Source organism: Roseovarius salinarum (assembly GCF_002834145.1).
Lineage (GTDB): Bacteria > Pseudomonadota > Alphaproteobacteria > Rhodobacterales > Rhodobacteraceae > Roseovarius > Roseovarius salinarum.
The window spans coordinates 154,144-176,448 of record NZ_PHNT01000003.1 but is presented as its reverse complement, the minus strand read 5'-3'; the positions used below and the strand labels follow the sequence as shown (position 1 = coordinate 176,448).

The 22,305-nt window shown below is 68.0% G+C and carries 19 protein-coding genes; 5 read left to right on the top strand and 14 right to left on the bottom strand.

The features are described 5' to 3' along the window. Positions 1 to 87: 87 nt before the first annotated feature. Positions 88 to 576, top strand: a complete 489-nt coding sequence (locus CEF10_RS05160) for a peroxiredoxin (RefSeq protein WP_101067025.1) — start codon at positions 88 to 90, stop codon at positions 574 to 576. Between the two features lie 10 nt (positions 577 to 586). Here CEF10_RS05160 and CEF10_RS05155 read toward each other — a convergent pair whose 3' ends face one another. The 5 genes from CEF10_RS05155 to pdxR all read right to left on the bottom strand — a co-directional run bounded on the left by CEF10_RS05155 (position 587) and on the right by pdxR (position 8,635). Further along, entirely contained in the window at positions 587 to 1,453 is an 867-nt protein-coding gene (locus CEF10_RS05155) for a dimethyl sulfoxide reductase anchor subunit family protein (protein ID WP_101067023.1), read from the bottom strand. Between the two features lie 2 nt (positions 1,454 to 1,455). After that, a complete protein-coding gene (locus CEF10_RS05150; RefSeq protein WP_101067107.1) occupies positions 1,456 to 2,208 on the bottom strand; it encodes a 4Fe-4S dicluster domain-containing protein in 753 nt (250 codons plus the stop codon). Between the two features lie 103 nt (positions 2,209 to 2,311). After that, the gene (locus CEF10_RS05145) at positions 2,312 to 5,152 is read right to left on the bottom strand and encodes a molybdopterin oxidoreductase family protein (protein ID WP_101067021.1); all 2,841 of its coding nucleotides are present in this window, start codon (positions 5,150 to 5,152) and stop codon (positions 2,312 to 2,314) included. A gap of 124 nt (positions 5,153 to 5,276) precedes the next feature. Continuing rightward, positions 5,277 to 7,052: a sulfoacetaldehyde acetyltransferase gene (gene xsc / locus CEF10_RS05140; protein ID WP_101067019.1), complete on the bottom strand. Its 1,776-nt coding sequence runs from the start codon at positions 7,050 to 7,052 to the stop codon at positions 5,277 to 5,279. 128 nt (positions 7,053 to 7,180) lie between these two features. Next, on the bottom strand, positions 7,181 to 8,635 hold the full coding sequence (pdxR, locus tag CEF10_RS05135) for a MocR-like pyridoxine biosynthesis transcription factor PdxR (RefSeq protein WP_101067017.1): 1,455 nt from the start codon (positions 8,633 to 8,635) through the stop codon (positions 7,181 to 7,183). Positions 8,636 to 8,760: 125 nt separating this feature from the next. Between pdxR and CEF10_RS05130 the strand changes: the two genes are divergently transcribed. Continuing rightward, the gene (locus CEF10_RS05130; RefSeq protein WP_101067015.1) at positions 8,761 to 9,108 is read left to right on the top strand and encodes an antibiotic biosynthesis monooxygenase family protein; all 348 of its coding nucleotides are present in this window, start codon (positions 8,761 to 8,763) and stop codon (positions 9,106 to 9,108) included. A gap of 91 nt (positions 9,109 to 9,199) precedes the next feature. Here the strand turns inward: CEF10_RS05130 and CEF10_RS05125 are convergent, their stop codons facing one another. From CEF10_RS05125 to gpmI, 4 genes are all read right to left on the bottom strand, one after another. Beyond that, the gene (locus CEF10_RS05125; protein WP_101067013.1) at positions 9,200 to 10,582 is read right to left on the bottom strand and encodes an aminotransferase family protein; all 1,383 of its coding nucleotides are present in this window, start codon (positions 10,580 to 10,582) and stop codon (positions 9,200 to 9,202) included. Positions 10,583 to 10,779: 197 nt separating this feature from the next. Then, entirely contained in the window at positions 10,780 to 12,120 is a 1,341-nt protein-coding gene (locus tag CEF10_RS05120; RefSeq protein WP_101067011.1) for a S41 family peptidase, read from the bottom strand. A 3-nt stretch (positions 12,121 to 12,123) separates the two neighbouring features. Then, positions 12,124 to 13,254, bottom strand: coding sequence for a murein hydrolase activator EnvC family protein (locus tag CEF10_RS05115; RefSeq protein WP_101067009.1), 1,131 nt, complete (start codon positions 13,252 to 13,254; stop codon positions 12,124 to 12,126). Continuing rightward, positions 13,251 to 14,768 carry a 2,3-bisphosphoglycerate-independent phosphoglycerate mutase gene (gpmI, locus tag CEF10_RS05110; RefSeq protein ID WP_101067007.1) on the bottom strand — a complete coding sequence of 506 codons (1,518 nt, stop codon included), beginning with the start codon at positions 14,766 to 14,768 and terminating at the stop codon, positions 13,251 to 13,253. The genes CEF10_RS05115 and gpmI overlap by 4 nt, the downstream gene beginning before the upstream one ends. A 182-nt stretch (positions 14,769 to 14,950) precedes the next feature. On the opposite strand from gpmI, the gene CEF10_RS05105 reads away from it, so the two are divergent. Beyond that, positions 14,951 to 15,934, top strand: coding sequence for a hypothetical protein (locus tag CEF10_RS05105; protein WP_101067005.1), 984 nt, complete (start codon positions 14,951 to 14,953; stop codon positions 15,932 to 15,934). A gap of 9 nt (positions 15,935 to 15,943) precedes the next feature. Here the strand turns inward: CEF10_RS05105 and CEF10_RS05100 are convergent, their stop codons facing one another. The 4 genes from CEF10_RS05100 to CEF10_RS05085 all read right to left on the bottom strand — a co-directional run bounded on the left by CEF10_RS05100 (position 15,944) and on the right by CEF10_RS05085 (position 19,767). Continuing rightward, a complete protein-coding gene (locus CEF10_RS05100; RefSeq protein WP_101067002.1) occupies positions 15,944 to 16,831 on the bottom strand; it encodes a DMT family transporter in 888 nt (295 codons plus the stop codon). Between the two features lie 78 nt (positions 16,832 to 16,909). Next, on the bottom strand, positions 16,910 to 17,197 hold the full coding sequence (locus CEF10_RS05095) for an HU family DNA-binding protein (protein ID WP_101067000.1): 288 nt from the start codon (positions 17,195 to 17,197) through the stop codon (positions 16,910 to 16,912). A gap of 132 nt (positions 17,198 to 17,329) precedes the next feature. Next, a complete protein-coding gene (locus CEF10_RS05090) occupies positions 17,330 to 18,781 on the bottom strand; it encodes an AMP nucleosidase (protein WP_101067106.1) in 1,452 nt (483 codons plus the stop codon). Positions 18,782 to 18,891: 110 nt separating this feature from the next. Then, the gene (locus CEF10_RS05085; protein WP_101066998.1) at positions 18,892 to 19,767 is read right to left on the bottom strand and encodes a LysR family transcriptional regulator; all 876 of its coding nucleotides are present in this window, start codon (positions 19,765 to 19,767) and stop codon (positions 18,892 to 18,894) included. A 113-nt stretch (positions 19,768 to 19,880) separates the two neighbouring features. Between CEF10_RS05085 and CEF10_RS05080 the strand changes: the two genes are divergently transcribed. Beyond that, positions 19,881 to 20,636 carry a class II aldolase and adducin N-terminal domain-containing protein gene (locus CEF10_RS05080; protein ID WP_101066995.1) on the top strand — a complete coding sequence of 252 codons (756 nt, stop codon included), beginning with the start codon at positions 19,881 to 19,883 and terminating at the stop codon, positions 20,634 to 20,636. 28 nt (positions 20,637 to 20,664) lie between these two features. Continuing rightward, a complete protein-coding gene (locus tag CEF10_RS05075) occupies positions 20,665 to 21,786 on the top strand; it encodes a TauD/TfdA family dioxygenase (protein WP_101066993.1) in 1,122 nt (373 codons plus the stop codon). A gap of 16 nt (positions 21,787 to 21,802) precedes the next feature. Here CEF10_RS05075 and CEF10_RS05070 read toward each other — a convergent pair whose 3' ends face one another. Next, the gene (locus CEF10_RS05070) at positions 21,803 to 22,291 is read right to left on the bottom strand and encodes a lytic transglycosylase domain-containing protein (RefSeq protein ID WP_101066991.1); all 489 of its coding nucleotides are present in this window, start codon (positions 22,289 to 22,291) and stop codon (positions 21,803 to 21,805) included. Positions 22,292 to 22,305: the final 14 nt, after the last annotated feature.

Sequence of the window (22,305 nt, the reverse complement as noted above, 5' to 3'; positions counted from 1 at the left end):
GGTATTTTTCTTGGTCAGTCCCGATCCGCGACCCTATAACGTGCAAGAACGAACAGGCAATCGTCAGACATGACAAAAGGAGCGACCATGACCATCCAGACCGGCGAGAAACTGCCCGACGCAACGCTGCTGCGGATGGGCGACGACGGCCCCGAGGAAGTCGCGTTGAGCGACCGGCTGAAGGGCCGCAAGGTAGCGGTGTTCGCCGTGCCCGGGGCCTTCACGCCCACCTGCCACTCGGCCCACGTGCCCAGCTTCATCCGGACGAAGGACGGGTTCGCCGAAAAGGGCGTGGACGAGATCATCTGCGTCAGCGTCAACGACCCCTTCGTCATGGCCAACTGGGGCGAGGCCACCGGCGCCACGGCCGCGGGCATCACGATGCTCGGTGACCCCGACGCCGGTTTCACCAAGGCGATCGGCATGGCTTTCTCGGCCCCGCCGGCCGGGCTGATCGACCGGTCCAAGCGGTATGCCATGCTGGTCGAGGACGGCACCGTCACCCGCCTGAACGTCGAGGACAACCCCGGCGCCTGCGAGACCTCGGCCGGCGAGGCGCTTCTGGAAACGCTCTGAGGCGCGGGCCTCAGCGCATGCCGTAGTAGAGGCCGACCACGTGCTCGGCCTCTGCGAAGAACAGCCAGCGCGAGACGGCTATGCCAGCAAGATGCGCCAGCACGGCCACCGCGGCCAGCCAGTGCGCGAAGGGGACGAGCAGCAGCACGACCGGCGCGAGGTAGCCCAGGACAAGGGCGATGCCCCGAAGCTTGAGCGCATGCTTGCGCCCCACCCGGAACACCATCTCGCGCAGCAGGTAGTTCGGGCCGGTGTGCGGCGGCTCGAAGGCGCGCACCCGCCCCGGCAGACCTGTCGCGCTGGACATGTCCGTGCGCGACAGCGCGAGGGCGCCGTCGCCGCGCAGCCACCACGCGATCTGCACCACCGCCGCCAGGGCCAGCAGCGCCAGCGCGGCCGTCACCTGCCCGGCCAGCAGCGCCCCGCCGCCGGCGGACAGCGCGAGGAAAAGCGCCGGCGTCAGCGCCGTGTGCCAGCGCGGCACCGCCGCGATCTGGGTGTAGATCATCGAGGTGGCCAGCACCGTCGCCGCCGCAAGCGCCGCGCCAAGCCAGCCCAGCCACGGCACGCGGGTATCGACGAACACCAGCCCCGCGCCGTACGCTGCCATCGCCAGCAGCGCCGCGACGCTCAGCCATGCCTCGCGCGACAGCCAGCTCGTGCGCCACTGGGTGAAGGCCTTGAGCGCCCGTTCGGGCCGGCCGAGGTGAAGGGTCGACGCCATCAGCCCGCCCGCCGCGAGCAGATAGGCGATCACGAAGAAGGCGAAGGCGCTAAGCCCGCGCACGTCCGGCACCCCGAGGCCCAGCCAGAACAGCAAGCCGAAGCCGGCCCCCGAAAGCGTGGTGAAGACGATGACGGAGGGCGCGGGATGCATTCTCAGAACCTCGACAGGGCGCGGTCGAGCCAGCCGAGCCAGCCCTGCGCGTCCTCGGCCACAGGTTCGAGCGATGGCGCCTGCGCCGCGCGGGCGCCGGTGCCCAGCGTGTCGCGCGGGCGTGGCGGCAGGTACTTGTTCACGGGCGTCGTTCCCTGTTCGGGCATCAGGTCCATGCCGCCCCGCTCGGCCACCAGGCGGCTGACATCACTGTCGGGGTCGCCCAGGTCGCCGAAATGCCGTGCACCCGCTGGGCAGGTGCGCACGCAGGCGGGCACGCGGTCCTCCTGTGCGAGGTTCTCGTTGTAGATCCGGTCGACGCAGAGCGTGCATTTCTTCATGACGCCTTCGGCCGCGTCCATCTCGCGCGCGCCGTAGGGGCAGGCCCAGGCACACAGACCGCAGCCGATGCAGTCGGCCTCGTTGACCAGAACGATGCCGTCCGCGCCACGCTTGAAACTCGCGCCGGTCGGGCAGACCGTGACACAGGGCGCGTCCTCGCAATGCAGGCAGGACTTGGGGAAATGCACGAGCTGCGGCGCCCCCTCTTCGGGCTCGACCTCGTAACTGTGCACCCGGTTGAGGAAGGTGCCCGACGGGTCGGCGCCGTAGGGGTCCCGGTCTGACAGGGGCGCGCCGTAGTTCTCGGTGTTCCAGCCCTTGCAGGAGACCACGCAGGCATGACAGCCCACGCAGGTGTCCAGATCGATCACCAGGCCCAGCTTTCGGTCGGTCGTCTCGGGCAGATCCGTCACGGGCACACCTCGCTGGTTGCCGGGGGGCCAAGGGGGCGCTGCCCCCGTCGCCCTGCGGGCGACTCCCCCGGAGTATTTCGGGCAAGATGAAGGGCGGGGCCGGTCATTCGCCGACCTTCCATGTCAGTTCGGCCGGTCCACGACCCACGGGCGAGGCGATCTCGCCGAAGGCCGGCCGGCTTTCCGCCGGCGGCGCGGCCTTCTCGAGGCGCACGCGCAGGTCGAACCAGGCCGCCTGCCCCGTCACCGGGTCCGAGTTCGACCACCGCATCCCGTCGGCCTTGGGGGGAAGCAGTTCGTGGATGAGGTGGTTGAGCAGGAAGCCCTTCGTGGCCTCCGGCGCGTCCTTGTCGAGCGCCCATGCCCCCTTGCGCTTGCCGATGGCGTTCCACGTCCAGACTGTATCGGGATTCAGCGCCGCCATGTGCGCCACCGGCACGGTGATCTCGCCGTGGGGCGAGGTGACCCGCGCCCAGTCGCCTTCGGCGAAGCCGTGGTCGTGCCAGACCTTCGTGGGCAGGTAGAGCGGGTTCACCCCGTGGATCTGGCGCAGCCAGGCATTCTGGCTGCCCCAGCTGTGATACATCGCCATCGGCCGCTGCGTCAGCGCGTGCAGCGGGTAGGCCCCGGTGTCGGAAGCGGAATGCTCGAACGGCGGGTACCAGATCGGCAACGGGTCGAACGCACGGGCGATCTGCCCGCGCAGGTGGTCGGGCGGCTGGCGGTCGCCGTGGCCCTCGGCGGCCAGCTGGAACCGGCGCAGGGGCTCGGAATAGATGTCGAAGACGTAGGGTTGCGGGCTGTCGAAGAGCCCCAGGTTGACCGCCCAGTCCTGGTAGGCCCTGTTCCACGGCTTGAAGAAGGCCGCCTCGTCGGGGATCGGCTTCACGAAGAACCCGCCGTTGGCGATGTAGCTGTTGAGCTGCGCCGGGTTCGGCGCCCCGCGGCCATGCGTCAGCCCCTTCCGCCCGTGGCGCCAGCCGGCCAGCGGGCCGATGCCCGGCTTGCGCTCGTGGTTGACGATGTAATCGGCGTAATCGGCGTATTTCGGGGCGCCCGCCCCATCGACGAACCCCGGCAGCCCCAGCCGTGCCCCGAGATCGCACAGCACCGACTGGAAACCGCGCACGCCCGCGTGGCCGTCGCGCTCGGGCTCGACCACCGGCCACCGGATGGCGTCGGCGGCGGCGTCCGCCTCGGAAATCGGGCGGTCGAGCAGCGATATGCAGTCATGCCGTTCCAGGTAGGTGGTGTCGGGCAGCACCAGATCGGCATAGGCGACCATCTCGGAGCTGTAGGCATCCGAGTAGATGATGCGCGGGATGCGGTATTCACCGTCCTCGTCGGTGTCGGTGAGCATCTCCATCACGCCGCGCGTGTTCATCGACGAGTTCCAGGCCATGTTCGCCATGTAGAGCATGAGCGTGTCGATCCGGTACGGATCCCCGGCGTGCGCGTTCGAGATGACCATGTGCATCAGCCCGTGCGCACTGAGCGGGTTTTCCCACGAGAACGCCTTGTCGATGCGGGCGGGTTGGCCATCATCGGTCAGCGCCAGGTCCTCCGGTCCCAGCGGGAAACCCAGGTGCGGGCCGTCGAGCGGGCTGTCCGGCGTGGTTTCGGCATGGGGGCGGGGGTGAGCTTGAACGGACTTGGGATAGGGCGGTTTGAACCGGAACCCGCCGGGCACCTCGACCGATCCCAGCAGGATCTGCAGCAGATGCAGCGCGCGCGCCGTCTGGAACCCGTTGGAATGGGCCGAGATGCCGCGCATCGCGTGGAAGCTGACGGGCCGGCCGGTCATCGTCGTGTGCGTCTCGCCGCGGAAATCCGTCCATTCGCGGTCGAGCGTGATCGCCTCGTCGAAGGCCACGCGCGCGAGTTCGGCCGCGATGGCGCGGATCCGGGCCGGCGCCACGCCGCAGCGGTCGGCCACCGCGTCCGGCGCGTAGGCCGCATCGAGATAGCGTTCCGCCAACAGATGCATCACCGGCCGGTGCGTGACGCCATCACGCTCCAGCACACCGTTCAGGTCCGGCTTGACGCCGGGCCGGTCGAAAGGCGCGGGGCGTCCCGTCGCCCTGTCCATCACCAGCGGCGTGCCGGCATCGTCGCGCAGCAGGCACCCGTGCTCGGCCGATTGTCGATCGCCGTTCACCAGCACGGGCGCGTTGGTGTAGCGGGCGAGATAGTCGAGGTCGATCCGCCCCGCGCGCAGCAGTTCGTGTACCAGGGCGAGGATGAAAAGCCCGTCGGTGCCCGGCGTGATGCCGACCCAGTCGTCGGCCACCGCGTTGTATCCCGAACGGATCGGGTTCACGCCGATCACCCGTGCGCCGCGTTCCTTGAGCCGCGCGATGCCCATCTTGATCGGGTTGGAATCATGATCCTCGGCCACGCCGAAGATCATGAAAAGCTTGGTGCGTTCCCAGTCGGGCTGGCCGAATTCCCAGAACGCGCCGCCCATGGTGTAGATACCTGCGGCCGCCATGTTGACCGAGCAGAACCCGCCGTGCGCGGCGTAGTTGGGCGTCCCGAACGCCTGCGCCCAGAAGCTGGTGAACGATTGCGACTGGTCACGTCCGGTGAAGAAGGCGAATTTCTCGGGCGCTGTTTCGCGCAGCGGCCTGAGCCAGTCCGTGGCCGTGCGCAGCGCCTCTTCCCAGGTGATCTCCTCGAACTCGCCCGAGCCGCGCGGCCCTGTCCGGCGCAGGGGCGCGCGCAGCCGCGCGGGCGAATTGTGCTGCATGATCCCCGCCGACCCCTTCGCGCAGAGCACGCCGCGGTTCACGGGGTGATCCCTGTTGCCGTCGATGTAGGCGACCTTGCCGTCCTTCAGGTGCACGTCGATGCCGCAGCGGCAGGCACACATGTAGCATGTCGTCTTGCGAACCTCGTCCGAGACGGGTGGCGAGGTCTCGATCTGCGGCTCTCGGCGGCTCATGCCTGCGGTGATCCCCTTTTTGCGCGCCCGCAGCGGCGCACGGTGGACGGCCGGCCTGCCACACAGGCCCGCCCATCAGGCATAGGCACTTTCCGCCAGCCCGTCAAAACCGGTCTTATCCGGCTCATCCGTCCTGCGGGCGCATGTCGGAGGGGGCGATCCCGGCGACCGCCACCGGCTTCTTCATGGCGTCCCGGCGGAAGGGCTCGCCGAGCTCCTGGTTGATCATGACCTCGATCAGTGTCGTCTTGCCGTTTTCCATCTGGTCGCGGATCGCGGTGTCCAGCGCACCGGTCAGCTCGTCCATCGTGTAGACCTGCACGCCTTTCAGCCCGCAGGCCTTGGCGATACCGGCATAGGACACGCCCTCGTCCAGCTCGGTGCCCACGAAGTTGTCGTCGTACCAGAGCGTCGAGTTCCGCTTTTCGGCGCCCCACTGGTAATTGCGGAACACGATATGCGTGATCGCAGGCCACTCCTTGCGGCCGATGGCCGTGAGTTCCGTCACCGCGATGCCGAAGGCGCCGTCGCCGGCGAACCCCACGACGGGCGTGTCCGGGCAACCGATCTTCGCCCCCATGATCGCCGGCAGGCCGTAGCCGCAGGGGCCGAACAGCCCCGGCGCCAGGTATTTCCGCCCCGACTCGAAACTGGGATAGGCGTTGCCGATGGCGCAGTTGTTGCCGATGTCCGAACTGATGATCGCCTCACGCGGGAGCGCCTGCTGGATCGCGCGCCACGCCATGCGGGGGCTCATCCAGTCGGGCTTGGCGGCGCGGGCGCGCTCGTTCCAGCTCGTGCCGGGGTCGTCGTCCTCGTGGTCCATGCTGGAAAGCTGCTGCGCCCAGGCGGATTTCGTCTCGGCGATGCGGGCTTTGCGGGCCTCGCGGCCTTCGTCGCCGGCGCTGTCGGACAGCCCCTCAAGGATGCCCCGCGCAACCTTGCCGGCATCGCCCACGATGCCGACGCCGATCGGCTTGGTCAGGCCGATCCGGTCGGGGTTGATATCCACCTGGATGATCTCGGCATCCTTCGGCCAGTAATCGATGCCGTAGCCGGGCAGGGTCGAGAACGGGTTGAGCCGCGTGCCCAGCGCCAGCACCACGTCGGCCTGCGCGATCAGTTCCATCGCCGCCTTGGATCCGTTGTAACCCAGCGGTCCGGCGAACAGCGGGTGCGAGCCGGGAAATGCGTCGTTGTGCTGGTAACCGACGCAGACCGGCGCATCGAGACGTTCGGCCAGTTCGATGGTGTCGGGGATCGCCCCCGACAGCACCACCCCCGCGCCGTTCAGTATCACCGGGAACCTTGCCCGCGACAGAAGATCGGCGGCGCGCGCCATTGCGGCTTCGCCACCTCGGGGACGTTCGAACCGGACCGTGGCGGGCAGGTCGATATCGATGACCTGCGTCCAGTAATCGCGCGGCATGTTGATCTGGGCGGGCGCGGAAGCCCGCCAGGCGTTCTGGATCACCCGGTTGAGCACCTCGGCGACGCGGGACGGGTCGCGCACCTCTTCCTGGTAGGCGACCATGTCCTGGAACAGCGCCATCTGCTCGACCTCCTGGAAGCCGCCCTGCCCTATGGTCTTGTTCGCGGCTTGCGGCGTGACCAGCAGCAACGGCGAATGGTTCCAGTAGGCGGTCTTCACCGCGGTGACGAAATTGGTGATGCCCGGCCCGTTCTGGGCGATCATCATCGACATCTTGCCGCTGGCGCGGGTGAACCCGTCGGCCATCATGCCGCCGGCGCCTTCGTGGGCACAGTCCCAGAAGGTGATGCCGGCCTTCGGGAAAAGGTCCGAGATCGGCATGAAGGCCGACCCGATGATGCCGAAGGCATGCTCGATGCCGTGCATCTGCAGGGTTTTCACGAAGGCTTCCTCGACGGTCATTTTCATGGGCGGTTCTCCTGCGGCATGGGCTGGCATCGGGCGCGTCTTTCGCCACGGCGACGGCGCAAGACTACGGCCGGCCGGCTGCCCGGAATAGGGCCAGCATGCCCGGCACGATATGACCAGTTTGGGCCTTACCCGATGGCCGACGCGATCTCCGCGATGCCGTCGGGAATACGCTCGGCCGGGATCGAGGAATAGGCCAGGCGATAGTAGTTCCGCGGTGGCCGCGCCCCGTGGAAGAAGGGGCGACCGGGTTCGATCAGCACACCGCGCGCGCGCAGGTCCGCATCCAGCGCCTCGGTGTCGACACCGTCGGGCGCGCGCATCCAGAAGGCCGAGCCGCCGAACACGCCGCGCCCCGCGATCTCGAGCCCGTTGCGGCCGATGGCATCCTCCATCACCTTGCGGCGTTCGGCGAACACGCGCCCCGTCCGCCGGTTGAGGCTGTCGGCGTGCCCGAGGCTGAGGAAATAGGCGGCGGTGCGCTGGATATGGCCCGGCGGATGGCGCAGCACGCTGGCGCGCAGCGCCCGCGCCTCGCGGATGAAGGGACGCGACCCCACAAGGTATCCCAGCCGCAGACCGGGAAAGACCGACTTGGAGAAACTGCCGACGTAGATCACCCGCCCGTCCGAATCGAGCGACCGGAGCGCGGGCGACGGCGCGGCGAGGAACGACATCTCGAACTCGTAGTCGTCCTCGACGATCAGCGCCTCCATCTCGCGCGCCCGGTCCAGAAGTGCCTTGCGCCGCGCCACCGGCATCGTCGCGGTCGTCGGGCTCTGGTGGCTGGGCGTGGTGAAGATGACGTCCGCCTGCCGTGGCAACGCCTCGGGCGGCAGGCCGTCACGGTCCACCCGCACGGGTGCGACGTGGCAGCGGGTGTGGGTCAGGATATCGCGCAGCGCGTGGTAGCACGGGTCCTCGATCGCGGCCGTGCGCCGTTGCGTCAGCAGCACCTGCGCGGTCAGCCACAGCGCGTTCTGCGCCCCCATCGTCACGAGGATCTCGTCGGGTTCGGCCGAGATACCGCGCCGCGGGAGGGTGTGCCGCGCGATGAACTCGATCAGCTGCGGATCGTCATGGTCGAAGTAATCGGTGGTCAGCGCGCGGAAATCCTTCTGCCCCAGCGCACGCAGTGCACAGTGCCGCCAGTTGGCGTGGTCGAACAGCGCCTGGTCCGCCTGCCCGTAGATGAACGGGTAGCGGTAGTCGGCCCAGTCCTGCGGTTTCTCCGGCACCGCGCCGCCCGTGAACCGCCTGCCCAGCGCACGCGTCCAGTCCACGGTATCACGCCGGGGATGGCGCACCGCGAACTGGGGCGGCTCCGGCGCGGTGTCGGACACGAAGTAACCCGACCGGTCCCGCGCGGTCAGGTAATCGCCGGCCTGAAGCTCGGTGTAGGCTAGGGTCACGGTGATCCGGCTGACGCCGAGATGCCGGGCCAACCTGCGCGACGACGGCAGCTTCTCGCCCTTGGCGAACCGCCCCGACAGGATGCCTTCGGCGATCATCTGCTGGATGCGGGCCTGAAGCGTGCCGGGCGCATCCGGGTCCAGAAAGAAGGTTTCCACGGGTATTGCCATGACGGCAGCCTAGTCTGGCCTTATCGGCCATGCAATCTGGCCCGATACCCGCCGCCGCGGACGTGATGGCTTGCGCCCGTCGGCCAACGGGCCGATGTTGCCGGAAAACGCGATGGGAGGATGCCATGATCGCCGTGATTTTCGAGGTCGTGCCGAAGGACGGATGCCAGCAAGCCTATTTCGACCTTGCCGCGGAGATGCGCCCGTTGGCCGAGGGGATCGACGGCTTCATCTCGGTCGAGCGGTTCCAGAGCCTGACGGACCCGTCGAGGATCCTCTCGATCTCGTTCTGGCGCGACGAGGCCGCGCTGCGGGCCTGGCGCCAACTGGCTGAACACCGCAGCGCGCAGGCCAAGGGCCGTGACGCGCTGTTCGCCGACTACCGGCTGCGTGTCGCGCACGTGATGCGCGACTACGGCATGACCGAGCGCGCGGAGGCGCCCGAAGACAGCCGCGCGGCGCACGGCGAATGACGGGAACCCGACCGGGAAAAACGGCCCGGCCAGGAAAAGGCCGGGCCAGGTCTGGGAGTGTTTCGGACGCCGCTCTGAGCGCGGCGCCGGTTCACGCGAAAACGCGCGTCAACGCCATGTCCGTCGCTTCGACGATCCGGTCGATGTCGTCGCGCGTCGCGATCAGGGCGGGCGAATAGCACAGCGTGTTGTTGAAGCCGGGGATCGAACGGTTCGTCATCCCGATGATGACCCCTTGCTTGTTGCATTCGCCCACGACGGCCTGTGCCTGCGTCTCGTCGACGGGGTCCTTGCTGGCACGATCGGCCACGAGCTCCACGCCCAGGAACAGCCCCTTGCCGCGCACGTCGCCCACCACCGCGTGCCGCTCCTTCAGCTCGCCCAGCCGGTCCAGCATGTAGGCGCCCATCTCGGTCGTGTTGTCCAGAAGGCCCTCTTCCTCGATGATCGCCATGTTCTCCAGCGCGGCGGCCGGCCCGGCGGTGCAGCCCCCGAAGGTCGAGATGTCGCGGAAATAGTCCAGCGGATCGGTCGCATCCTCCTTGAACATCTCGAAGACCGCCTCCGTGGTCACGCAGCAGGCGATGGCCGCATAACCCGAGGCGACCCCCTTGGCCATGGTCACGATGTCCGGCTCCACGCCGTATTGCTGGTAGCCGAACCAGGTGCCGGTGCGGCCCACGCCGCAGACGACCTCGTCGATGTGCAGCAGGATGTCGTACTTGCGGCAGATTTCCTGCACCCGCGGCCAGTAGCCGGGCGGCGGCGGGATGACGCCGCCCCCCGCGGTCACCGGTTCGAGGCAAAGCGCACCGACGGTGTCCGGCCCCTCGGCCAGGATCACCTCCTCGATGGCGTCGGCGGCGGCGCGGCCGTAGTCCTCACCCGACAGGTCCCACTGGGCGCGGTATTCCAGGCAATGCGGCACCCGGACGAATCCCGGCGTGAAGGGGCCGTATTGCGCATTGCGCTCGTCCTGGCCGCCGGCGGACAGGCAGGTGATCGTGGTGCCGTGGTAGTCGCGCTCGCGATAAAGGATCTTGTGCTTGCGTCCGCCGTGGTGCTTCTCGGCGATCTGGCGCACCATCTTGAACGCCTTCTCGTTCGCCTCGGACCCGGAATTGGTGTAGTAGACCCGGCTCAGCCCCGGCATCTTCGAGGTCAGCTTCTCGGCGAACAGGGCGCCGGGGACCGAGCCGGCGGCGCCCGCGAAATAGTTCAGCTGCACCAGCTGGTCGCGCACCGCGTTGGCGATACGTTCCCGGCCATAGCCGACGTTGACCGTCCAGACCCCGCCCGAGACGGCATCGATATGCTCCTTGCCGGTCTGATCCCAGACGCGCATGCCGCGCCCCTCCACGATCACGCGCGGCTCGCCCGTCTCGAAGGGCTTGTGCTGGATCAGGTGGTGCCAGACGTGGGCACGGTCGGCCTCGACCACCTTCTCGATATCGTTGGACAACCTGCCATCCATGGCTCCGCCCTTTCCGTTGCGCCCGGCCTGCCGGACGGGATCCTCTACCGGCCGCACGGGGCCGCTTCACCTGCATTATGACCGCAGATCGCCCGCGCCGCGATAGGGCCAGACCGATGCATTGCGTATGACCAGTCCCCCGATGTGAAAAGGCCCCGGCGATGCCGCCGGGGCCTGTCTTCCGAAAGCGGGGCGGGTCAGCGGACCTGGCCGAGCGCCGTCAGCCCCTTGAGAACATCGACGGCATAGGCGAGTTGATAGTCCTCCTCGCGCAGCTTGGCGGCGGCTTCGGCCTGCGCGCGATCTTCCTCGATCTGGCGCTTCTGGTCCTCTGTCAGGCTCTCGTTGTCGAGCCGGCCGCGCAGGTCGGCCTCGGAGCGGGTGCGGGGACCGTTGCCCTCATCCTCCTCGGTCTCGGCCTCGGCGCTGCGGCGGGGCTGTTCGACCACGATATCGGGCGAGATGCCCAGCGCCTGGATCGACCGTCCCGACGGCGTGTAGTAGCGCGAGGTGGTCAACCGCATCGCCGCCTCGCCGCGCAGCGGCATCACCGTCTGGACCGACCCCTTGCCGAAGCTCTTGGTGCCGACGATGATCGCGCGGCGGTGATCCTGCAGGGCGCCGGCAACGATTTCCGAGGCGCTGGCCGAGCCGCCGTTGATGAGCACCACCATCGGCTTGCCGTTGGTCAGGTCACCCTCGCTGGCGTTGAAGCGGTCGCTGTCTTCGGGGTCACGGCCGCGCGTGCTGACGATCTCGCCCTTCTCGAGGAACGCATCGGCCACCTTGATCGCCTGCGTCAACAGCCCGCCGGGGTTGTTGCGCAGGTCCAGCACGATGCCCGAGACGTTCTCCATCCCGCCGGCGGATTCGACCTGTTCCTCCAGCCCGCTTTCAAGGTTGTCATAGGTCTGGTCGTTGAAGGTGGTCACGCGCAGCACGACCGCGTCGCGTTCGGTGCGCGCGCGCACGGCGGTCAGCGTGATCGTGTCGCGCACGATCGAGACGTCGAAGGGTTCATCCTCGCCCTCGCGCACCACGGTGATGATGATTTCCGAGCCCACCGGGCCGCGCATCAGGTCCACAGCCTCGTCCAGGGTCAGGCCCAGCACGCTTTCACCGTCAACGTGGGTGATGAAGTCGCCCGATTCGATCCCGGCCTCGTCGGCTGGCGTGCCGTCGATCGGCGAGACGACCTTCACGAAACCGTCCTCCTGCGTGACCTCGATTCCCAGTCCGCCGAACTCGCCGCGGGTCTGGACACGCATGTCGGCCGCGTCGTCGGGCGACAGGTAGCTCGAATGCGGATCGAGCGAACTGAGCATGCCGTCGATGGCAGACTCGATCAGCTCGGCCTCGTCGACTTCCTCGACGTATTGCGCGCGGATGCGCTCGAATATGTCTCCGAACAGGTCGAGCTGTTCGTAGACGTTCGTCTTCTTGGCCGCTTCCTGCGCCAGCAGCGGTGCGGCGACCTGCGTGGTCACGATCACGCCGCCCAGAATGCCGGCAGCAGCGGCCATCAGGAATTTCTTCATCGCTCAGTCATCCTTGTCTGTCTTGAACCAGTCGCCGGGATCGACGGGGCTGTTGTCTTCTCTGACCTCTATATAGAGTGTTTGGCTCCGCTCCGCACCCGTAGCTTGCGGAGCCTCCGACACAATCGCATCCCCGGACGGGGATTGCCCGCCCATCAGCCCCACCGGGCTCCCCCCGGGCAGAACCTCGCCCGTGTTGCCGTAAACCTCGTCGAGACCGGCGAATACGAACAACAGACCGGCCTGCGGCTCGAGGATGATCACATTGCCGTAGTCCAGCAAGGGTCCGCGGTAGCGGACGGTCGCCGCCGCCGGCGTGGTCACCAGCGCGCGGGGCCGCGTCGCCACCACGATGCCGGGACGGCGAATGCCCGCGGCATCGGCCTCTCCGGCACGGTGCAGCACCCGGCCCTGCACCGGCATCGGCAGTTCTCCCCTTCGTTTGGAGATATCCGGAAGGCTGCCGGGCGCCTCGTTCACCGCGATCTGGCTCAGGCCGCTGGCGAACCCCTCGAGCGTTTCGCTGCCGGCGATCAACAGCGCCGTCCTGACCGGATCGGCCGTGAAACGGCGCGGCAGGTCCTCGCGGTCGGCGATGGCCTGGCTCAGCGCGGCGCGGGCCTCCTGCACCTGCGTCAGCCCGTCGCGCAACTGATCGGAGGCGTTCTGTTGCAGCGCGCGCAGCACGGCGAGTTCATCGAGCGTCTCGCGCAGCGTGTCCGCCCGCGCATTCAGCGCCGGTGTCACCTCGGCCAGAATCATGCCCGACCGCGCCGTGCCGACCGGGCCGTCAGGGTGCAGCAGCAGAACCGGCGCGGGCGCGCGGCTCATGGTCTGAAGCACGCCTAGGAGGCGCGCGATCTCGTCTTCGCGCGCACGCAGGTCGCGGCGCAGCCCCTCTTCGCGGATCGCGGCCCGGCGCAGCCCTTCGCGCATGGCCTGGAGACCGGTTTCGAAGGCGCGCACGGTTCGGGTCAACGCCTTTACGCGGTTGCGGGCGCCGCGGGCGTCCTCGAGCGCCGCGCTCGCGTCGTCGAGCTGGCGGGCGGCGGCGCGGGCGGCCTCGGCCGGGTCGGACTGTGCAGCGGCGGGCGCGGCGCAGGCAAGCGTTATGGCCAGCGCCGCCCACCTCATGCGATCAGGCACTCGCCGGTCATCTCGTCAGGCACCGGCAGGTTCATCAGCGCCAGCAGAGTCGGCGCCAGGTCGGCCAGCCGCCCATCGCGCAGCCGCGCGCCCTCGGGCCCGCCCACCAGGATCACCGGCACCGGGTTGAGCGTATGCGCGGTGTGCGGCCCGCCGGTGTCCGGGTCGACCATGACTTCGCAGTTGCCATGATCGGCTGTGACGATCATGGCACCGCCTGCGCGATCCAGTGCGCCCAGGGCGCGGCCCAGCCCGGAATCGACCGCTTCGCAGGCCGCCTTTGCCGCCTCAAGGTCACCGGTGTGGCCGACCATGTCGGGGTTGGCATAGTTCACGACGATCAGGTCGTAACCCGATGCGATCGCTTCGACCAGGTGGTCGGTAACCTCGTCCGCCGACATCTCGGGCTGCAGGTCATAGGTGGCCACCCTGGGCGAGGGCGCCATGTAACGATCCTCCCCTTTCTCGGGGGCTTCCTTGCCACCGGCAAGGAAGAAGGTGACATGCGGGTATTTTTCCGTCTCGGCGACATGGTACTGGCTGCGCCCCTGGCCGGCCACCCATTCGCTGAGCGTGTTGCGGAGCTCGCGCGGGGGAAAGACGGTCTCCAGCCACGCGTTGTGCGACTCGGAGTATTCCACCATGCCCAGAAGCGCGGCCCAGTCAGGGCGCCCCGCGACATCGAAGGCGTCGAAATCCGGCTCCGCCACCGCGCGCAGGATCTCGCGCGCACGGTCAGCGCGGAAGTTCAGGCAGAAGAACCCGTCGCCATCCGACGCCCCCGCGTAGTCGCCGACGACCGTGGCAGTGATGAACTCGTCGGTCTCTGACCGGTGATAGGCATTGCGCACCGCCGCCTCGGCCGACGCGGCGTGCTGGCCCTGGCCGCGAATCATCGCGGAATAGGCTTCCTGCACCCTGTCCCAGCGGTTGTCGCGGTCCATCGCGAAATAGCGGCCCGTGACCGTGCCGATGCGCGCGCCGTCCGGCAGACCCTCGGCCAATGACGCGATGAACCTGATAGCCGATTTCGGCGCCACGTCGCGGCCATCCGTCACCGCGTGAACGACGACCGGCACACCGGCGTCCGCGATCGCGCGGGCGGCGGCCCGGACATGCCGGATATGCCCGTGCACCCCGCCGTCCGAGATCACGCCCATCAGGTGCGCCGTCCCGCCCGTGTCCCGCAACCGGGCGATGAAGCGCGTCAGCGCCCCGGATTCGAAAAAGCTGCCGTCCTCGATCGCAAGGTCGATCTGGCCGAGGTCCATGGCCACAACCCGGCCCGCACCGATGTTGGTGTGTCCCACCTCGGAGTTGCCCATTTGCCCCGTGGGCAGCCCCACATCGGGACCGTGCGTCGTCAACGTGGCGTGCGGGCACTGCGCCATCAGCCGGTCGAAGTTGGGCGTGTCCGCCAGCGCCGGCGCGTTGGCCTGCGTGTCCTCCGACAGCCCCCAGCCATCAAGGATGCACAGGACGACGGGTTTGGGTGTGCTCATGTTCTCTCCTGCCTGACGTGCGGCGTATCTAACGCGTCAGGCGGGCGGGGTGAAGCGACTTTGCCGGCACGGCCCCAACGCGAGGACCCGGCGCATGACGCAGGCGGCGCGGGAAGCACCTTTTCATCCGGTCGTGCCTGCGGCACGATGCCGCCCAGACATGCAACAGGGCGGGTTTTCCCATGACGGATTTTTCCTTCGGCAAGTCCCTTACCATCCTTCGGCGCACGGCGCCGTTCCTGGTGTTCCGGATGCTGGTCTATTTCGGCATCGCGGTCGCCTATGTGCTGGTCACCGGGGCGGGCGCGGGGATCGGCTGGGGCATCGGTGCGATGGGCGATGCCGATTTCCAGGCAACGACAACCTTCTGGGGTGGCGGAATCGGTTTCGGCGCGACGGCGGCGGTGCTGTACTTCCTGCGCGAATACATCCTCTACATGGTCAAGGCCGGCCATATCGCGGTGATGATCGAATACATCGACGGCCGCGAGTTGCCCGAGGGGCGCGGCCAGATCGGCCATGCGCAGGCCGTCGTGAAGGAGCGTTTCGGTCAGGCCAACGTGCTTTTCGGCCTCGACCAGTTGGTCAAGGGCGTGGTCCGCGCCATCACCGGACTGGTCGAGGGCATCGCCTCTCTGCTGCCGATCCCGGCGCTGGACGGGCTGATGCGCGTGGTCCGCGCCTTCCTGCGGGTGGCCGTGGGCCTGGTGGACGAGGTGATCCTTGCCCACCTCATACGCAGCGAGGCCGAGAACCCGTGGAGCGGGGCGCGCGACGCGCTGGTTCTTTACGGACAGAACGCGAAGGCGATGCTGGGAAATGCCGCGGTCATCACGCTGGTGACCTATGTCCTGGCATTCCTCGTGTTCCTCGTGATGCTGGCCCCCGCGGGCGCCATCGTCTACCTGATCCCCGGTGCATGGTCGGCGGGCGGTTTCGTTTTCGCCATCCTGTTCGCCTGGGCGGTGAAGGCGGCCGTGCTGGAGCCCTTCGCGCTGGCGTGCCTGCTCCAGGCCTATTTCCGCGTCACGGACGGCCAGACACCCGATCCGGACTGGACCGCCAAGCTCGACAGCGTGTCGTCGAAGTTCAGGGAACTCGGCCAGCGCGCGGTGAACTGGGCCGGCGGCCGGTCATCGGCCCCCGAGGGGCAGCCGGCGTCCTGACCCGCCCGCTCAGGCCCGAGGTCGCGCCGGCGCCGAGCGCTGGCGCGACATCTGCACCGCCAGGATGCCGCCCATGATGACGATCACGCCAAGCAGGTCGCCGGCGCCCAGCGCCTCGCTGAGCACAAGAGCGGCGATCGCCACCCCGAGGAACGGGTTGAGGAAGTGGAACGTCGCCGCCCGCGTGGCCCCGATCCGGTTGACCAGCAGGAACCACACGAGCGTGGCCGCCAACCCGGGCACCAGCGTCGTGTAGGTGAAGGCGGCAATCAGCTGCCAGCTCCAGGTCACATCGACCGTCTCGATGGGCAGCGCCACCAGCGCGAGCACGCCGCTGCCCACCAGCATCTGCAGGCCCACGATCATCAGGAAATTGCCGCCCGACGTCGCCCCGCGCACCGCCAGCGTGGCCAGCGTCAGGGCGAGCACCCCCGCGATGCAAAGCGACAGGCCGAACGGATCCACCCCCGCTTCAAGCCGCGCCCCCATGATGATGACCACCCCGGTGAACCCGGCGACGAGCCCTCCGATCCCCAGCAGACCAAGGCGTTCGCCGAACACCAGCCAGCTGGCCAGCGCCACCAGCAACGGCATGGTCGAGGCGATGATGGCGGCCAGAGAGGCCTCGATCGTCTGCATGGCGACGAAGTTCAGGCCGAGGTAGAGCGCGTTCTGACACACGCCGAACACGACGGTCGCCCGCCACTGGCCGCGCGTCAGCCGCCAGCTCTGCCCCATGGCGCGCGCGACCAGAACACCGAGCATGCCCGAGATCAGGAACCGCAGCGCCAGTGCCGTCAGCGGCGGCGCGTCGGCGACGATCACCCGCGCGGAGGTGAAGGCGCTGGACCACATGACGGCGAACGCCAGCCCCATCGCGATCGCCCGGATGTCCATGCCCGCCTCCCGCTGCAAAGATGAAAAGGGCCGCCGTGGCGGCGACCCTTCCTCAAACCGTCACGATGTGCAAGCCGGTCAGTCGTTGACGCTGTCCTTGAGCGCCTTGGCGATCGTCATCTTCACGACCTTGTCGGCATCCTTGCGGATCTGTTCACCCGTGGCCGGGTTGCGCACCATGCGCTCGGGGCGTTCACGGCAATAGATCTTGCCCACGCCCGGCAGGGTCACCGCGCCGCCCTGCGACACCTCGCGCGTGATGACCGACGTGATGGCGTCCAGCGCGCCACTCGCCGTCTTCTTGTCCGTGCCCATTTCCTCGGCCAGTGCAGCAACGAGCTGGGTCTTGGTCATCGGTTTTGCCATTTCTTGGTCTCCTTCCACTGTCCCGCTTCCTTGGACTTAATTCGCCCAACCTAAGGTCATATCGCAGTTCAACACAACGAATAGTGGCGAAACGCAAGCCATTTTAAGGCGATTTGGCGGCCCGATGCTGCATCACAGGAACGCCGTTTCCTCGAAACTGCGCAGTTTCCGGCTGTGGATGCGCTCAAGCGGCATCTGCCGCAACGTCTCCATCGCGCGGATCCCGATCATCAGGTGGCGTGCCACCTGTGTCTTGTAGAAATCGCTTGCCATGCCCGGCAGCTTGAGTTCCCCGTGCAGCGGCTTGTCGGACACGCACAGCAACGTGCCGTAGGGCACGCGGAAGCGGAAACCGTTGGCCGCGATGGTCGCGCTTTCCATGTCCAGAGCGATGGCGCGCGACTGGCTCAGGCGTTGCACCGGGCCGGCCTGGTCGCGCAACTCCCAGTTGCGGTTGTCGAAGCTCGCCACCGTGCCGGTGCGCATCACGCGCTTGAGGTCGTAGCCTTCCAGCCGGGTTTCGGCGGCCACCGCCTGTTCCAGCGCGATCTGGATTTCCGCCAGCGCGGGCACGGGGACCCATGACGGCACGTCGTTGTCCAGAACGCCGTCCTCCCGCAAATAGGCATGACCCAGCACGAAATCACCAAGCTGCTGGCTGTTGCGCAGGCCCGCGCAGTGGCCGACCATGATCCAGGCATGCGGGCGCAGCACGGCGATGTGGTCGGTGGCGGTCTTGGCATTCGACGGGCCCACCCCGATGTTGACCAGCGTGATCCCGGAATGATCGGCCCGCTTCAGGTGATAGGCCGGCATCTGCGGCAGCTTCCCCGGCACCTCCAGCGGGGCGTCCGCCCCGGTGATCCGTGCGTTCCCGGTCGCCACGAACGCGGTGTAGCCGCTTTCGGGATCGGCCAGCATGCGCCGTGCGTAGGCCTCGAACTCCGAGACGTAGAACTGGTAGTTCGTGAACAGGACGTGGTTCTGGAAATGCTCTGGGTCGGTCGCCGTGTAATGCGAAAGCCGCGCCAGCGAATAGTCGACCCGCTGCGCGGTGAAAGGGGCCAGAGGGCCGGTGCCATCCGGGCCGGGCACGTGGGTGCCGTTGACGATGTCGTCGTTGGTGGTGCCAAGGTCCGGCACGTCGAAGACATCCCGCAAAGTGAACTCAGCCGCGCCCTCCTGCGGCACGCTGACCGAGGCGTCGTTCGCCACGGCGAAATGCACCGGCATGGGCGTGTCCGACACGCCTATGCGCACGGGCACCCGGTGGTTTTCCAGCAAGAGTCCGAGCTGCTGCACCAGGTAATCCCGGAACAGATCGGGTCGCGTGACAGTCGTGGCATGCGTGCCCGGCTGCGAGACGTGACCGAAGCTCAGGCGGCTGTCGACCTGGGCGAAGGTCGTGGTCGAAACCCGGATCTCGGGGTAACAGGCGCGGATGCGCTCTTTCGGCGGGCCGTTGCGCAGCGCATCCGAGAACGCGTCGCAAAGAAACCGCGCAGAGGCATCGTATAGCGCGATCAGTCGATCGACAGCCGCCTCGGCGTCGGAGAATTCCTCGGCCGCCGGCAGCGCGGGCATCGTCGCACCGCCGACCGTGACGCTGTCCTGCGTATCCGGCTTGTCGTTCCTGGCCATGGCGCACGGTGGCACGGCCCGCCCGGCGGATCAACACAGCGGGCGGCACGCGCTCAGGCTTCTGCCAACTCGGATTTCACCCACGCGATGAACGCGCGTGACGCCGGCGTTTCCGCATGGCGCGGCGGTGGCAGCAGGAAATACCCCTCGGACAGGCGCGGGGCATGATCGAAAGGCCGGACGAGATCACCACGCGCGATCATGTCGCCCACCAGCGTGTCGTGCGCCATCGCGATCCCCGTACCCTGAAGCGCCGCGTTGATCCCGATGCCGAAGGTGGAGCCGATCATCACCTCGGCACCGCGCGTGAAGCTCTTGCCCTGCGACTTGAACCAGGCCTCCCAGCTTCCGGTGATGCCGGGGCAGTCGAACAGCACGGCGGTGTCGAGGTCCACCGCCCCGCCCTGGTAATCGGGGCGGCACACCGGGAAGAACCGGTCCCGCGTCAACCGCTCGGCTTGCGACGAGATATCGCTTTCGCGGGCGAAGCGGATCTCGAGCGCCGCCTGGTCCGCCTCGCGTTCGGGGTTCCAGATCGGCGTCACGATATTGAGCGTCAGCCACGGATAGGCGGCCTTGAGCCGGCCCAGCCGCGGCGTCAGCCAGAACAGCGAGAACCCGAGGTTGCACTGCACGATGATCGACCGTCCCGGCGCCCCGCCGATGAACGAGCGCGTGCCCTGCGCCAGCAGGTCGAATGCCTCGCGCACCGTGGGCAGGTAGTTCGCGCCGGCCTCCGTCAGCTCCAGCGCCCGCGTGCGCCGCTCGAACAGTTCCCGGCCGAGGAAGGATTCGAGGTTGCGAACGTGCTGGCTGACGGCGGACTGCGTGAGATTGAGCTCCCGCGCCGCCAGCGTGAACGACAGGTGCCGCGCGGTCGCCTCGAAGGCGCGCAGCCACGTCAGGTGCGGCAGGGTGGAAAACGCCATGGCATACCTTCAAGCGGCCAATAAGCTTTTCTAATGGAATGCCAGCGAATCCGTTTCTTGTAAACGCGGCCCGGCCCTGCGACCCAATGGGCAACCCAAGCACGGAGCCGAGAATGCCCGAGGACATCCGAACCGCGAACATCACCCACTGGGCCGAGCGCGTGGACCTCGCCGCCGCTTTCCGCTGGACGGCCCGGATGAACATGCACGAGGCGGTAGCCAACCACTTCAGCCTTGCCATCAACGAGGATGGCACGCGCTTTTTGATGAATCCCAACCAGATGCATTTCGCGCGCATCAGGGCCAGCGACCTGATCGAGGTGGACGCGAACGATCCCGACACGCTGGAAAAGCCCGGTGCGCCCGACCCCACCGCCTGGGGCCTGCACGGCGGGCTGCACCGGCATTGCCCCCACGCGCGCTGCGCCATGCACGTTCACTCGATCCACGCCACCGTGCTGGCCTGTCTTGCCGACAGCACCCTGCCGCCGATCGACCAGAACTGCGCGACCTTCTTCAACCGTTACGTCATCGACGACGGCTACGGCGGGCTGGCCTTCGAGGACGAGGGAGAACGCTGCGCGCAGCTTTTCACCGACCCCAAGCAGAAGGTGATGATCATGGGCAACCACGGTGTCATGGTGATCGGCGACACGGTCGCCGACACCTTCAACCGGCTCTATTATTTCGAGCGCGCCGCCGAAACCTACATCCGCGCGCTGCAGACCGGCCGGCCGCTGCGCGTTCTGTCCGACGACGTGGCCGAAAAGACCGCCCGCGAACTGGAGGACTATCCCGGCCAGGCCGAACGCCACATGGCGGAGCTAAAGGCCATCCTCGACGCGGAAGGCTCCGACTACGCCGCCTGAAACACACTGGAAAACCACGGAGACGACCATGACGCAGACCGAGGTCCGGCTTGCGGACAACGGGCTTTTCGCACCGCTGTCGCGCGGCGAAACCTATTTCAATTACCACTGGCTGCGCGATGCCTGCCCCACCACGATCGACCCGCAGACGCGCGAACGGGTCTTCGACGTCACCTCGCTGGACGCCGCGCCGTCGGCCCGGCGAGCACGCGTCGCCGAAGGGGTGCTGGAAATCGACTGGGCGAACGAGGATCACGTCACGCGCCTGCCGCTCGAGCGACTGGAGGCCTTCGCGACCCACGGCCAGAAGCCTGACCCGGCCGACCTGCCCCGCATCCTCTGGTACGCCGGGCACGACGCGGATTTCCGGCGCATACCGCAGGCCGAGATCGAGACCACCGAAGCGGGCCGCGCCCGGCTTGCCCGCGCGCTGATCGAGGAAGGCGTCGCGCTGGTCACCGGGATGGAGGACAGCGACGCAAGCCTCACCCGGCTGGTCAACTGCCTCGGCCCCGTCACGCCCACGGCCGAGGGGCATTACTTCGAGGTCCGGCTGGAGATCGCGCCGACGAACCTGGCCTTCACCGCCGGGCCGCTGGAGATGCACACCGACCTGCCGGGCGAGGAGATGGCGCCGGGCGTGCAGTTCCTGCATTGCCGCGCGAACACCGTCGAGGGCGGGCGCAGCCTGTTCCTCGATGGCGCGGCGGTGGCCGAAACCCTGCGCGAAGAGGATCCGGTGGCGTTCGACTTGCTGGCCACCCATGCAATACCGTTCTTTTACCGGCACGACGGCTGGGACTACCGCGCGCACCAGAAGGTGATCGAGCTCGACGCGAACGGCAACGTCTCGGGCGTGACGATCTCGCAGCACTTGCAGGAGGACATGGACCTGCCGCAGGGGGTCCTCGACAGCTATTACCCCGCCTTCTGCAAGTTCATCCGCATGATGCAGGACGATCGCTTCGTCTGCCGGTTCCGGCTGAACGCGGGCGAATGCATCGTCTTCGACAACCACCGGATCGTCCACGGCCGTGAAGGGTTCTCGGCAGACAGCGGACAGCGCCACCTGCGCGGCTGCTACACCGACCGCGGCGCGACCTGGAGCACCTACCGCACGCTGGCGGGCCGGGAACGGCAGGCCGCATGACCGGTGCGGCCCGGTGTCAGCCGGGCCGCAGCCCCGTTTCCACCAGCAGGCCCTTGCGCTTGGCCTCGTAGTAGTAGCCGCGCGCATACCACATGATGGCATCGTCGGGGTCGCCGTCGGCGACCATGTAGGCGCCGCGCAGGTATTTCACCGCGTATTTCAGGTTGGTCTCGGCATCCAGCAGGTCCGCCGGGTCGCCGCGGAACCCCATCGTGCGCGCCGTGGTCGGGTGGATCTGCAAGAGCCCGTAGTAGGGCCCGTTGCGGGCGCCGGGCCGATGCGTGCTTTCGCGAACGGCGAGCCGGTGAACCAGCGCGCGCGGCACGCCGTAGCGGTCGGCGTAGCTGTTGATCAGGCGCCGCAGTTCCGGCGTCTCGTTGGGAAAAAGCGGCGGGTCCGCGACCGCGCCGCTGGTCGAGACGGCGGGCCGGTCGCCACCGCCGCATGCGGCGACCACCGCCGCACCGGCCAGCACGAGAAGGGATCGGCGGGAAAAACCTGTCATGGAACCTCCGGGCC